This window comes from Streptomyces sp. NPDC007157 (genome assembly GCF_040634235.1).
Classification (GTDB): domain Bacteria; phylum Actinomycetota; class Actinomycetes; order Streptomycetales; family Streptomycetaceae; genus Streptomyces.
Genome location: NZ_JBEYFE010000011.1, coordinates 197,241 through 210,277, shown reverse-complemented (window position 1 = coordinate 210,277; position 13,037 = coordinate 197,241). Strand labels below are relative to the sequence as shown.

Sequence of the window (13,037 nt, the reverse complement as noted above, 5' to 3'; positions counted from 1 at the left end):
TCCCGTCGGCGCAGACTCATGAGCGTCCACAACGACGACGGGGAGCAGGGGGACATGGCGGAACACACACGGCGTACGGTGCTGCGCGGCGCGGCGGGTCTCGCGGCGGCCACCGCGCTGGCCGGCCCGACCGGGACCGCGACGGCGGCGGCACGCCCAGCGACGGGATCGACGGGATCGACGGATCATCAGTACCCGTTCCTCCAGGGCGCGTTCGCCCCGGTCACCGAGGAACTCACGGCCTTCGACCTGCCGGTCACCGGCCGCATCCCGCGCGAGCTCAACGGCCGCTTTCTGCGCAACGGCCCGAACGTCCTCGGCCTGGAGGACCCGCGCGCCCATCACTGGATGCTCGGCGACGGCATGGTGCACGGCGTACGGCTGCGCGACGGACGCGCCGAGTGGTACCGCAACCGCTGGGTGCGGTCCTCCCAGGTCGCCGCGGAACTCGGGGAGTCCTACCCCGGCCCGGTCCCGCCGGACGACTTCGCCTGCAACACGCATGTGATCCCCTACCGGGGACGGATCCTCGCACTCCAGGAGAGCGGCCCACTGCCGTACGAGCTGGACGGCGAGCTCAACACGGTGGGTGCCTTCGACTTCCGGGGCACGCTGGAGGGCGCGTTCACCGCGCACACCAAGTACGACCCGGTCGCGGGCGAGTTGCACGCGGTCACCTACTACCCGACCTGGGACCACGTCCGGCATCTGGTCGTGGACCCCACCGGCCGCGTCGCGCGCACCACCCGGATCCCGGTGCGGGACGCGCCGATGATGCACGACTTCGCGCTCACCGAGAAGCATGTGGTCGTCTTCGACATCCCGGTCACCTTCGACCCGGCGGCCGCCGAGGCCGGCGCCCTGGTGCCGTACGACTGGAACCGGGAACACCCGGCCCGGGTGGGGGTGATGCCCCGGTCCGGCGGTGCGGTCCGCTGGTTCGGCGTCGACCCGGTGTTCTACTCGCACACCCTCAACGCGTACGACGAGGGCGAGTCCGTGGTGATCGACCTGACGACGTATCCGGCGCCGTTCGACGTGGCCGGCAAGTTCACGGACGGACCGCACGCGGTGGGCACCGCGAAGCTCGAACGCTGGACGGTCGATCTGCGCCACGGCCGGGTCCGCAGGCGGACCCTGGACGACCGGCCGCAGGAGTTCCCGCGCGTCAACGAGGAGCTGGTCTCCCGCCGGCATCGCTACGGCTACTCGGCGGCGGCCGCCGAGATGTCACTGGCGTATCTGGCCGGGGACGGCAACCCGCCCGACCACGCCTTCTCCAACGCCCTCCTCAAGCACGACCTCGCGCGGGGCACGGCCCAGGTGCACCGGCTGCCGAGGGGCGCGGCGGCGGGCGAGGCGGTGTTCGTGCCGGGCGAACACGCGGCCCAGGAGGACGACGGTTTCACCCTCGCCTACGTCCACAACCCCGACCGCGGCGCCGCCGACCTGCTGATCCTCGCCGCGCAGGACTTCACCGGCGAGCCGCTGGCCCGGGTCCACCTGCCGGGCCGGGTGCCGCTGGGGTTCCACGGAAGCTGGATTCCGGACGCATGACGAGCCGCGATGCGCGATCGTGGTCGCATGCATGCAAGGGACATCCTCATCGACGGCTTCGGCCGCATCCAGGAAGAAGTCCACGCCGCCCTCGACGGCCTCGACCCCGACCTGCTCAACAGGCCTCCGGCCCCCGGCGCCAACTCCATCACCTGGCTGGTCTGGCACCTCACCCGGATCCAGGACGACCATGTCGCCGACGCCTTCGACCTCGACCAGGTGTGGCTGGCCCAGGGCTGGGAGAAGCGTTTCGGCCTCGACCTGCCGCCCCGTGACCACGGGTACGGCCACACCCCCGCCAAGGTCGCGAAGGTCACGGTGGACTCCGGCGACCTGCTGGCCGGCTACTACGACGCGGTGCACGAGCAGACCCTGGGGGTGCTGCGCGAGCTCCCCGCCAAGGATCTCGAACGGATCGTGGACACCCGCTTCGACCCACCGGTCACGTTGGGCGTCCGGCTGGTGAGCGTCCTGTCCGACGATCTCCAGCACGTCGGACAGGCCGCCTACCTGCGGGGGCTGCTTCAGAGCACGGACGCGTAACCCGGCAGGACGACGTCCTCGATGAGGGCCGTGCGCTCGTCGAACGGGATGAACGCGCTCTTCAGGGCGTTCACCGTGACCGTGCGCAGGTCCTCGGCCGTCCAGCCGGCCTCCTCGACCAGCAGGGACATCTCCCGGGTCATCGTCGTACCGGACACCAGACGGTTGTCGGTGTTGAGGGTGACCCGGAAGCCCAGCTCCTTCAGCGCGGTGATCGGATGTTCGGCGATGGAGGTGGCACAGCCGGTCTGGAGGTTGGAGGTGGGGCACATCTCCAGGGCGATCCGGCGGTCGCGCACCCAGCTCGCGAGCCGGCCGAGCTTGTCGCCGGCGATGTCCTCGGTGATCCGCACACCGTGCCCGATGCGCTGGGCGCCGCACACCTGGATCGCCTGGTGGATGCTGGGCAGGCCGTGCGCCTCACCGGCGTGGATGGTGAAGGGCACGTTCTCGCGGCGCAGGTGCTCGAAGGCGGCGAGGTGGTCGGCGGGCGGGAAGCCGTCCTCGGCGCCGGCGATGTCGAAGCCGACGACGCCCGCGTCCCGGTAGGCGACGGCCAGTTCGGCGGCCTCGCCGACCCGGTCGAACATCCGCATCCCGCACAGCAGGGTGCCGACCCGGAGCGGCGTGCCGGCGGCAGCGGCCTTCGCCATACCGGCGGCGAGCCCCTCCTGCACGCTCTCCACGACCTCGCCCAGCGTGAGCCCGCCCTTGACGTTCAGCTCCGGGGCGTAGCGCACCTCGCCGTACACCACCCCATCGGCGGCGAGGTCGAGAACGTACTCCTCGGCGACGCGCCGCAGCCCCTCCTTGGTCTGCAGGACGGCGAGGGTGTGCTCGAAGGTGGCTATGTACCGCACCAGGTCACCGGAGTTGGCGGCCTCGACGTACCAGGCGGCCAGCTCGTCCGGGTCGGTGGTGGGCAGGGTGTGACCGACCTCGGCCGCGAGCTCGACGAGGGTGGCGGGGCGCAGGCCGCCGTCGAGGTGGTCGTGCAGGACGGCCTTGGGGAGGCGGCGGATCACATCGGCATCTACGCGCGTAGCAGTCATGGCGGGGTTTTCCTCGGCGGGTGATTCGGGGCGGTGGGTCTGGGTCAGTCGGTGGGCTGGAGCAGGTCCCAGCGGTTGCCGTAGAGGTCCTGGAAGACGGCGACACTGCCGTACGGCTCGTGCCGCGGCTCCTCCAGGAAGGTCACGCCGGCGGCGGTCATCCGGGCGTGGTCGCGGGCGAAGTCGTCGGTGTGCAGGAAGAACCCGACGCGCCCGCCGGTCTGGTCGCCGACCCGGGCGCGCTGCCGGTCGTCCTTGGCGCGGGCGAGCACCAGGCCGGTGCCGTGCCCCTCGGTCCCGGGCTCCACGACGACCCAGCGGGAGCCGTCCGGTCGCGGCGCGTCCTCGACCAGCCGGAACCCGAGAGCCTCGGTGTAGAAGCGGATCGCCTCGTCGTAGTCGCCGACGACAAGGGTGACCAGGGCGACGCGTCGCATGGGGGCCTTTCGGTGGTGCGGTTAGCGGGAGAGGTTATACGTAAAACCTGGCGAACGCCAGTCGCACTCAGCCATGGGTCGCATTTTCGGGAGGCGTCGGCTGAAGCGCGCCGACAGGGGTGCGGGGCCGTGTCGATTTGCGGCTACCGCGCACGGCTACCGCCGCGTGGAAGCGGCCAGCCCCTACGGACCCGCACCCTTCACGCGGCGCCCTCCTACCGCTCCGCACCCTTCACGCGGCGCCGCCCTACGGACCCGCACCCTTCACGCAGCGCCCGCCCTACCGCTCCGCCTCCCCCTGCGCGACCTCCACCCGATGATGAAAGTCGATCACCCCGGTCGTGGACGCGGCGCACGACAGCGCGGCACAGGCCGCGAGCAGCACCGCGACCCCGGAACCGGCCCGGCGCCGCCCCCGCGGCGCGGCCAGCAGCGCCGCGACCCGCCGCGGCACCGGCCCCGATGCCGCCCCCGACACGAACGCCGGCCGCTCGATGGCCCCGCCCTGTCCCGCCAGCGCGGCCCGGGCGATCGCACGGGCCGTCAGCCGCCGGTCCCCCACCGCGCGCGCCGCGGCCTCGTCGGCGACCCGCTCCACGGCCAGCCGTACCACGTCCCGGACCCGCCGCAGCGCCGGATGGCAGTGCGCCGCGAGCTCCGCCGCGGCCAGGAAGAAGTGGTGGCCGCCGGCGTTGTGCGCCCGTTCGTGGGCGAACAGCGCCTCCCGTTCGGCCCCGTCGAGGCTGCGCAGCATCCCCGTGGTGACGACGATCCGATGCGGCCGGCCGGGCAGCGCGTACGCGTCCGGACTCAGCGAGTCGACCACGCACAGGTCGCCCGCGACGGGCCCCCGCCCGGCCTCCGCACGGGCCGCGCGGAAGGCGCGTGCCTGCCGGAGCACCGACCGGGTGCCGGTCCAGGCGCAGCCGACGAGAGCGCCGACCGAGAGGGCCGCGAGTGGCAGGACGTAGCGGTCGGAGACCGTGTGCAGCGGCCGGACCAGCTCGCCGAGCGCCGCGAAGAACGGCAGCTTGAGCAGTCCGGTGAGAACGAACGCGCCGAGTGCGGCCAGGGAGCAGCCCGCGAGGGCGACGGCCGAGGCGGTGATCACCCAGAGCGCGGCGGCGGGCGCCAGCCGGTCGAGGGCCCGCCGGGAGAGCGCCGGCAGCGCGAACGGCACCAGCAGCGGCAGGATCAGCAGCGCGGTCATGACACCCCGGGCTGTTCGCCGGCGTCGAGCAGACTCCGCAGGACACGTTCGTCGTCGGGGCTGAGCTGGGCGACGAAGCGGGCGAGCACGGTCTCCCGGTCGGTGTCGCGGTCGAGTTCGCTGTGCATCCGCTTCGCGGTCAGGCCCTGCGCGTCCTGGACGGGGAAGTAGGCGAAGCCGCGGCCCTGACGGTGCCGGTCGACCACACCCTTGTCGTGCAGCCGGGTCAGGATCGTCGTCACGGTGGTGCGGGCCAGGTCCGCACCGAGGCTGCGCTGCACCTGTCCGGGGGTCTGGGGCGCACCGGCGGCCCAGAGGGCGGCCATGACGCTCGCCTCCAGCTCACCGGCGGGCCGGCGTTCGTCCTTCGCGTCGGCCATGGAAGGTTCCTCACCCCTACTTCGTCGGCAGCCCCAGGGACCGTCTACGGCACTGTAGTCAGACGGGCGGCGGCCACCGCCCGCGCACCCATTATGAAGAGGAGCCCCCACCGGGGGCGGGGGGAACCTCCGGCGGTGAGCGGTACCGGAGACCCAGGGGTCGTCTGCTGAGGGTCGGATCCGGAGCAGGACGGCGGCGACGGCGGCGGTGGCCTGGTAGGACTCGCGGGTCCTGTCGTAACGGGTGGCCGGGCCGCGCCATGGCTTGAGGCGGCTGAAGCAGCGTTCGACGACGTCGCGGTGGCGGTGGGCGGACCGGTCGGAGCCGGGCGGTCCGCCACCTCGCGATCCACGGCGTCGGCGTCCGGCTGCTTGGTCCGTGTGCTGGGGGACGGTATGCGCAATGCCTCCGGGTGGAGCGCTCCCGCGTCTCCGGCTCCAGGAACGCGGCCAGAATGCCGTTGTGTCCCGCTGCGTCGAACGGTGAGAGCGCGATGGCGAGGCTGTTGGCGGCCGGGACGTCCATGTACGGGCGTAAGGCATGCGGCTCGCGCGCGGCAAGACGACGGAGGTCCGGCCATGGAGGCGTAGGGGGCTTCAGCGACGGCGCAGGCGTTTGTCGGTGATCGGCGGGGTGGGGTCGATGTAGAAGTCGCCGGGATTCACGTCCACGCCGGGCGGGACGATCTCGTCGACGCGGTCGAGGATGTCGTCGCCGAGTTCCACGTCGGCCGCGGCAAGGAGGTCGGTCAGCTGTTCGGGGCGACGCGGGCCGATGAGTACCGCGGTGACCGCCGGATGGGCACGGACGAAAGCGGTGGCCAGATGAGGCAGCGGCAGGCCGGCCTCAGCGGCCAGGGCGGTCAGTTCGCGCACGGCGTCGGCCTTCGCCCGGACGCCCGGCCGGGTGAGATCGAACATCCTCGCCCCCGCGCCGGCGCTGCGGTGCCCGGCGGTGGGATCCGCGCGGCCCGAGAGCCAGCCGGAGTTGAGCGGGCCGAAGGTCAGCACGCCCATGCCGTAGCGCTGGGCGGTGGGCAGCACCCGGCTCTCCACACCGCGGGTGAGGATCGAGTACGGCGGCTGCTCGGTGCGCAGACGGTGATGGCCACGGCGCTCGGCCGTCCACTGGGCCTGCACGATCTCCTCCGGGGAGAAGAACGAGCCGCCCACAGCACGGACCTTCCCGGCCCGGACCAGGTCCGACAGGACGCCGAGGGTCTCGTCGATGTCGGTGTGCGGGTCCGGGCGGTGCATCTGGTACAGATCGACGTGGTCGGTGTCCAGGCGGCGCAGGCTGTCCTCCACCGCGCGGCGGATCCAGCGGGCCGAGCCGCCGCGCCGGTTGGGGTCCTCGCCCGTCGCCAGCCCGAACTTGGTGGCCAGGACGACGTCGTCGCGGCGGCCCTTCAGCGCCTTGCCCACGATCACCTCCGACTCGCCGCCGGAGTACACGTCGGCGGTGTCGACCAGGTTGATCCCGGCGTCCAGTGCCGTGCGGATCATGCGGACCGACTCGTCGTGGTCGGTGTTGCCCATCGCCCCGAACATCATCGTGCCCAGTGCGTATTCGCTCACCGACATGCCGGTGCCGCCGAGAATCCTGCGCTTCATGAGGGGTTCCTCCGGGTGCGTGCTTGCTTTCGCCACCAGACGAGCACCGCTCGCGGCCGGGGTGGGAGACCCGCCCTGACCGGGGGTCCGACAGACCCCCTCTGGCGCGGCTACCGCCCAGGTCACCCGGTCTACGGTGGTGGCATGGCCCAGGAACCCAACAGCGAGCTGCGGGACTTTCTCCGCTCGCGTCGCGCGAAGATCACCCCCGAGGAGGCGGGCCTGGCACCCCTGCCCGGCACCCGCCGCGTTCCGGGCCTACGGCGCGAGGAGGTCGCCCAGCTCGCCGGGGTCAGCGTCGACTACTACGTCCGCCTGGAGCGCGGACGCCACCTCAACGTCTCCGCGTCCGTCCTGGACGCGATCGCCCGCGCCCTGCGCCTGACCGATCTGGAGCGCGCCCACCTGTTCCGGGTCGCCAGACCGGCGCGCACCCGTCCTCGCCCGCTCCCCCCGCAGCGCGTCCGCCCCGGTCTGCGCCTGCTGCTCGACAGCCTCACCGACGTCCCCGCCCTCGTCTACGGCCGCCGCATGGACGTCCTGGCCGCCAACGACCTCGCCCGCGCCCTGTACACGGACTTCGAGGCCCTGCCCGCCCGCTGCCGCAACATGGCCCGCCTGGTCTTCCTCGACGACCACTTCCGAACCCTGTACGCCGACTGGGAAGACGCCGCCCGCTCCATCGTCGCCTCACTCCGCCTGTACGCGGGACGCCACCCGCACGACCCTGCCCTGGCCGAGCTGATCGGCGAACTCTCCGTCCAGGACGCGGACTTCCGCCACTGGTGGGCGGACCACGACGTGTTCCAGCGCACCCACGGCACCAAGCGCTTCCACCATCCCGTCGTCGGCGACCTGGTCCTGGGCTACGAGGCCTTCGTCCCCGCCGACGACCCCGAACAGACCCTGGGCGTCTCCACCGCCGAACCAGGGTCTCCCTCCGCGGAACGCCTCAAGCTGCTGGCCAGCTGGTCCCGGCCCCCGCAGCACCAGGCGTCAGCCGCACGACCGGACGCCCCACGGCCCTGAAACCGTTCGCCGCGTACCGGGCCCAGGACCGCACCGAGCCGGGCCCGGACGCCGAGGCGCTGCGGGCGAGGACGGGCTGGGACCCGCGCGGGGACAGCCCGTCGTGCGCCTGGTTCCGGATCCGGCCCCTCGCGGTCGAGGCCCGGCACGAGGAGCACGAGCCGCGCGGCCGGCGACTGATGCGGGACGGGGTGTGGGCGGTCTGAGCCAGACTGTCAACCGGCCCTGGTGTGCAGGGCGTTCAGCTCGGTCAGCTCCTCCTCGGTGAACCGGATGGCGCCCGCCGCCACGTTCTCGGCCAGGTGGTCCGGGTTTCCGGTGCCGGGGATGGCGAGGACGTGCGAACCCTGGTGCAGGGTCCAGGCGAGGCGGACCTGGGCGGGACTGGCGTCATGGGCGCGGGCGACCGCGAGGACGGCGGCGTCGTCGTTCTCGGTGGCGCCGCCCGCCCCGGCCTCGCCGGCGACGGCGAAGAACGGTACGAAGGCGATGCCGCGTTCGCCGCAGAGGCGGACCAGTTCGTCGGTGGCCGCGTCTCGCAGGTCGAGTCCCCAGCGGTTCTGCACGCACACCACGGGGGCGATGGCCAGTGCCTCGTCGAGATGGCGCGGTGTGACGTCGGAGACGCCGAGGTGCTGGACCAGTCCCGCCTCGCGGAGTTCGGCGAGGGCGCCGAAGTGCTCGGCGATCGAGTCCTGGCCCATCCGGCGGAGATTGACGACGTCGAGGTGGTCACGGCCGAGCTGGCGCAGGTTCTCCTCGACCTGCCCGCGCAGCTGGTCGGGGCGGGCGGAGGTGGCCCACTCGCCGGAGTAGTCGCGGAAGGGGCCGACCTTGGTGACGATGACCAGGTCGTCGGGGTAGGGGGCGAGCGCGGTGTTGATGAGTTCGTTGGCGGAGCGCAGTGCGGAGAAGTAGAAGGCAGCCGTGTCGATGTGGTTCACACCGAGTTCCACGGCCTTGCGCAGTACGGCGACCGAGCGGGTGCGGTCGCTCGGTGTGCCGCGGTGGAAGGCGACGTTGCCCGTCAACCGCATCGCACCGAAGCCGAGACGGTGGACGGGCAGATCGCCGAGGCTCCAGGTGCCGGAGGTGTCCGCGGTGATCGTTTCGGAGGTCATCGACGGAGTCTGGCACACGATGCCTGCGGCACCGGTCAGCAGTAGAGGTTGTTGCCCGCCGCGACACCGAGAATCTGCGTGAACTTCTGGTAGGCACTGACCCGGCTCTGCACCTGCGCGGGGTTCTTGCCGTCGCACTCCAGGGAGCCGTTGATGGAGCGGATGGTCTGGCCGAAGCCGGCGCCGTTGACCATGGCGTTGTGGCCGGTCATGGTGCCGGGGCCGGTCTGGGTGTTCCAGTACCACAGGCCCGTCTTCCAGGCGACGGAGGAGTTGTTCTCGACCTGCCAGGGGTTGTCGAGGAGGTCGATGCCGAGCGCGTCGCCGGCCGCCTTGTAGTTGAAGTTCCAGCTGAGCTGGATGGGGCCGCGTCCGTAGTAGGCGGCCTGTCCGGCCGGGCAGCCGTAGGACTGGCTCCAGTCGCAGTACGTCGGGTAGTTGGCGGTGTTCTGCTCGACGACGTACACCAGCCCGCCGGTCTCGTGGCTGACGTTGGCGAGGAAGGCGGCGGCCTCCTGCTTCTTGACGGTGTCACTGCCGGTGTTGGCGAAGCCGGGGTAGGCGCTGAGAGCGGCGGTGAGGCCGCTGTAGCTGTAGAAGGAATTCCGGTTCGGGAACATCTGGTTGAACTGTGCTTCGCTGACGACGAAGCCGGCGGCGGAGGCTGTGGGGGCCGCCTGGAGCACCAGGGCGGAGCCGCCTATGGCGAGTGAGGTGAGGAGTGCGGCGATACGGCGCCTCGACACGGATCAACTCCTTTGCGGAGCACGGCCGCGCCCCACGGAGGGGGAGCGGCCGCGGTGGGGGGTGTGAGGCACACTCAACTGCTTTGGTCTGTACCAGTCAAGGGTGTAGACCAGTCATTCGGGAGTGGATCCTCGGTCCGCGGTTTCCCCAATTGCGCCCGGAAACAGGCAAGCCGGGCCCTCGCCGACGCCCGGCACGGCAGCGGTGGGGCCCGGCTGCGTCAACACGCCGCCGGGCCCGGAAAGTCGGTGGATCAGCTCAGCGGCTTGGCGAGGACCGCCTTGCGGTGGCTGAACGTCTCGATGGAGTAGCGGCCGTGGTAGCTCCCCATACCGCTCTCCCCCACCCCGCCGAACGGCAGGTCGGAGACGGTGAGATGGGCGACCGGGAGGCCGAGGCCGAGCCCGCCGGAGGAGGTCTCGGCGGCGATCCGGTCCCGGGTGTCGCCGGACTCGCTGAAGACGTAGAGCGCGAGGGGCTTGTCGCGGTCGTTGATGAAGCCGATCGCGCCGTCCAGGTCCGGGACGGTGACGATGGGCAGGATCGGGCCGAAGATCTCCTCCCGCATCACCGGGGACTCGGGGTCGACGTCGGCGAGCACGGTGGGCGCGATGTACTTGGCGACGCGGTCGGTGTCGCCGCCCAGGGCCACCCGGCCCGAGCCGAGCAGTCCGCTGAGCCGGTCGAAGTGGCGCTCGTTGACGATCCGGCCGTACTCGCCGGACTCCTTGGGCTCCGTGCCGTACAACGCCCGCACGGCCTTGGCCAGTTCGGGTTCCAGGGCGGCGGCCGTCTCGGGATCGGTCAGGACGTAGTCGGGGGCGACACAGGTCTGCCCCGCGTTGAGGAACTTGCCGCGCGCCAGGCGGTCCGCGACCACCGCGAGGTCGACGTCCCGGTCGACGAACGCCGGGGACTTGCCGCCGAGTTCGAGGGCGACCGGGGTGAGGTGCTCGGCGGCGGCGCGCATGACGATCCGGCCCACCGTACCGTTGCCGGTGTAGAAGATGTGGTCGAAGCGCTCGGCGAGCAGGGCCGTGGTCTCCGGGACACCGCCCTCGACGACGGCGACGGCCTCGGCGTCGAGATAGGCCGGCAGCAGCCGGGCCAGGACGGCCGAGGTCGCGGGGGCCAGTTCGCTGGGCTTGGCGACGACCGCGTTGCCCGCGGCGAGGGCGCCGGCCAGCGGGGCGAGCAGCAGCTGGGCGGGGTAGTTCCACGGGGCGATGACGAGGACGACGCCGAGCGGGTCGTACTGCGTCCAGGCGCTCGCGTCGCCGCCCAGGTGCGCCGGGACGGGGGCGGACTCGGGGCGCAGCCACTCGGCCAGGTGGTCGAGGCTGTGGTCGATCTCCCGGACGGTGAAGTCGATCTCCGTGCGGTAGGCCTCGACGGCGCTCTTGCCCAGGTCGGCGTGGAGGGCGGCGGCCAGCTCGTCGCCACGCTCCGTGAGCATGGCACGCAGCCGGCGCAGCTGATCGGTGCGCCACTCGACGGGCTTGGTGCGGCCGGTGCGGAAGGTGGCACGCAGCCGGGCGACGACGTCGGCGGGCTGCTCGGGGGTGGACTGGTTCACGGATGCCTCGCTGGTGGTGCGTACGGGCCTGACGGCCCGGCTGGGTGTCGAACACTCGGATGCATAATGCAACCTTTCAGGGGCCGAAGTAAATTCCGCCACCACGGAACCCCTTGCCGCCCTGCCCGGCCCACCCTGCCGTGGCCACGCTCCTCAGGCCGCGAGCTCGGCCCGTCGCCGCCGAAGGTACGCCTGTTCGGGCAGTCCGTCGGCGAGCTCGATGGCGGTGTCGTACTCCCGTACCGCCTCGTCGTCACGGCCGAGGCGGCGCAGCAGGTCGGCCCGGACGGCGTGCAGGACGTGATAGCGGCCGAGGTCGAGCGCGTCGACCAGGGCGAGGGCCTGGTCAGGACCCTCGACCTCGGCCACCGCGACCGCCCGGTTCAGCGCCACCACCGGAGAGCGGTCGAGGGCCATGAGCTGGTCGTACAGCCGCAGGATCTGGCCCCAGTCGGTGGCCTCGGCGGTCCGCGCGTCGCTGTGCACGGCGTTGATCGCGGCCTGGATCTGGTACGGCCCCGGCCGGTCGCGGCGCAGACACCGCCGTACGAGTTCCTGCCCCTCCCCGATCAGCTCCCGGTCCCACCGGCCGCGGTCCTGGTCGGGCAGCGCCACCAGCTCGCCGCCCGCCGGGCGCCGGGCGGCCCGCCGGGCCTCGACCAGCAGCATCAGCGCGAGCAGCCCGGCGGCCTCGGGCTCGTCCGGCATCAGCCCGTACAGCAGCCGCCCCAGGCGTACGGCCTCCGTGCACAGCGCGGGATCACCGCCGTACCCCTCGTTGAAGATCAGGTAGACGACGGCCAGCACACCGCTGAGCCGGTCGGGCAGGTCGGCGTCCTTCGGCACCCGGTAGGGGATGCCCGCGTCGCGGATCTTGGCCTTGGCGCGCACCAGGCGCTGGGCGAGGGTGGGCTCGGGCACCAGGAAGGCGCGGGCGATCTGGGCGGTGCTGAGCCCGCCGAGCAGGCGCAGCGTGAGCGCGACCCTGGCCTGCGGGGCGAGCGCGGGGTGACAGCAGGTGAAGATCAGCCGGAGCCGTTCGTCGCGCACAGGGCCCTCCTCGGCCGGTGGGTCGGACGCGTACAGCCGGGCGGCCTCGGCGTGCCGGGCGTCCCGGGAGGACTCGCGGCGCAGCCGGTCGAGCGCCCGGTTGCGGGCGGTGGTGATGATCCACCCGGCCGGGCTCGGCGGTACCCCGCTCTCCGGCCATCGGTCCAGCGCCGTGGCGAAGGCGTCCTGGACCGCTTCCTCGGCGAGGTCGATGTCGCCGAGGAAGCGGACGAGAACCGAGACCGCGCGCCCGTACTCGGCACGGAAGGCGGCCTCGACGTCGGCGGCATCCGCCATCAGAACTGGTCCATGAAGGGCCGCACCTCGATCGGCAGCCGGGTGGCCAGGGCGGCCTTGCGTCCCCACTCCAGGGCGGCGTCCAGGTCCGCCGCCCGGATCAGGCTGATCCCGCCGAGGTACTCCTTGCCCTCGGCGTAGGGCCCGTCGGTGACCAGCACGTCGCCGTCCTTCGGGCGCAGCATCGTGGCCGTCTCCGGGCCGTGCAGTCCGCCGGAGAAGACCCAGGCACCGGCCGCGCGCAGCTCGTCGTTGAACACCTCGACATCGCGCATGATCGTGGCCATCTCGTCGGGCGGCGGCGGGGTGCCGTCGGCCGGCTGGACCACGCTGAGCAGGTAGTGCTTCATGACGTTCTCCTCGGTCATCGTGGGGGTTGCTCGCCTTCTACACGAACGGCGGGCCCCCGGATCGACACCCCGCC

General features: G+C 72.3%; 13 protein-coding genes and 1 pseudogene. 3 read left to right on the top strand and 11 right to left on the bottom strand.

Annotated elements, in window-relative coordinates; translation table 11 throughout:
- Positions 1 to 54 precede the first annotated feature (54 nt).
- Entirely contained in the window at positions 55 to 1,557 is a 1,503-nt protein-coding gene (locus ABZ642_RS21870) for a carotenoid oxygenase family protein (protein ID WP_360486422.1), read from the top strand.
- Between the two features lie 27 nt (positions 1,558 to 1,584).
- On the top strand, positions 1,585 to 2,100 hold the full coding sequence (locus ABZ642_RS21865; protein ID WP_360486419.1) for a DinB family protein: 516 nt from the start codon (positions 1,585 to 1,587) through the stop codon (positions 2,098 to 2,100).
- Here ABZ642_RS21865 and ABZ642_RS21860 read toward each other — a convergent pair.
- From ABZ642_RS21860 to ABZ642_RS21835, 6 genes and pseudogenes are all read right to left on the bottom strand, one after another.
- Complete coding sequence (locus tag ABZ642_RS21860; protein ID WP_360486416.1) at positions 2,082 to 3,152, bottom strand: adenosine deaminase; 1,071 nt, start codon at positions 3,150 to 3,152, stop codon at positions 2,082 to 2,084. The two genes, ABZ642_RS21865 and ABZ642_RS21860, sit on opposite strands and share 19 nt — an antisense overlap.
- A 44-nt stretch (positions 3,153 to 3,196) precedes the next feature.
- Positions 3,197 to 3,589: a VOC family protein gene (locus ABZ642_RS21855; protein WP_351707646.1), complete on the bottom strand. Its 393-nt coding sequence runs from the start codon at positions 3,587 to 3,589 to the stop codon at positions 3,197 to 3,199.
- A gap of 280 nt (positions 3,590 to 3,869) precedes the next feature.
- Positions 3,870 to 4,799: a M48 family metalloprotease gene (locus tag ABZ642_RS21850; protein WP_360486413.1), complete on the bottom strand. Its 930-nt coding sequence runs from the start codon at positions 4,797 to 4,799 to the stop codon at positions 3,870 to 3,872.
- Positions 4,796 to 5,179, bottom strand: a complete 384-nt coding sequence (locus ABZ642_RS21845; protein ID WP_360486646.1) for a BlaI/MecI/CopY family transcriptional regulator — start codon at positions 5,177 to 5,179, stop codon at positions 4,796 to 4,798. Before ABZ642_RS21845 ends, ABZ642_RS21850 begins: the two co-directional genes overlap by 4 nt.
- Before the next feature lie 210 nt (positions 5,180 to 5,389).
- Positions 5,390 to 5,500, bottom strand: a pseudogene (locus ABZ642_RS21840) (IS5/IS1182 family transposase); the annotation flags it as partial.
- Between the two features lie 276 nt (positions 5,501 to 5,776).
- Positions 5,777 to 6,793 (bottom strand): aldo/keto reductase, encoded by a 1,017-nt coding sequence (locus ABZ642_RS21835; RefSeq protein WP_360486410.1) that lies wholly within the window; start codon positions 6,791 to 6,793, stop codon positions 5,777 to 5,779.
- Between the two features lie 144 nt (positions 6,794 to 6,937).
- Here ABZ642_RS21835 and ABZ642_RS21830 point away from each other — a divergent pair, with 144 nt between their 5' ends.
- On the top strand, positions 6,938 to 7,822 hold the full coding sequence (locus tag ABZ642_RS21830; RefSeq protein WP_360486407.1) for a helix-turn-helix transcriptional regulator: 885 nt from the start codon (positions 6,938 to 6,940) through the stop codon (positions 7,820 to 7,822).
- 215 nt (positions 7,823 to 8,037) lie between these two features.
- On the opposite strand, the gene ABZ642_RS21825 is transcribed toward ABZ642_RS21830, so the two are convergent.
- The 5 genes from ABZ642_RS21825 to ABZ642_RS21805 form a co-directional block, all read right to left on the bottom strand.
- Positions 8,038 to 8,943: an oxidoreductase gene (locus ABZ642_RS21825; protein WP_360486404.1), complete on the bottom strand. Its 906-nt coding sequence runs from the start codon at positions 8,941 to 8,943 to the stop codon at positions 8,038 to 8,040.
- 35 nt (positions 8,944 to 8,978) lie between these two features.
- Positions 8,979 to 9,689 carry a chitinase gene (locus tag ABZ642_RS21820; RefSeq protein ID WP_360486402.1) on the bottom strand — a complete coding sequence of 237 codons (711 nt, stop codon included), beginning with the start codon at positions 9,687 to 9,689 and terminating at the stop codon, positions 8,979 to 8,981.
- A 254-nt stretch (positions 9,690 to 9,943) separates the two neighbouring features.
- Entirely contained in the window at positions 9,944 to 11,368 is a 1,425-nt protein-coding gene (locus ABZ642_RS21815) for an aldehyde dehydrogenase family protein (protein ID WP_360486399.1), read from the bottom strand.
- A 51-nt stretch (positions 11,369 to 11,419) separates the two neighbouring features.
- Complete coding sequence (locus tag ABZ642_RS21810) at positions 11,420 to 12,613, bottom strand: RNA polymerase sigma factor (RefSeq protein ID WP_360486396.1); 1,194 nt, start codon at positions 12,611 to 12,613, stop codon at positions 11,420 to 11,422.
- Positions 12,613 to 12,963, bottom strand: coding sequence for a YciI family protein (locus tag ABZ642_RS21805; RefSeq protein ID WP_360486393.1), 351 nt, complete (start codon positions 12,961 to 12,963; stop codon positions 12,613 to 12,615). Before ABZ642_RS21805 ends, ABZ642_RS21810 begins: the two co-directional genes overlap by 1 nt.
- Positions 12,964 to 13,037 lie beyond the last annotated feature (74 nt).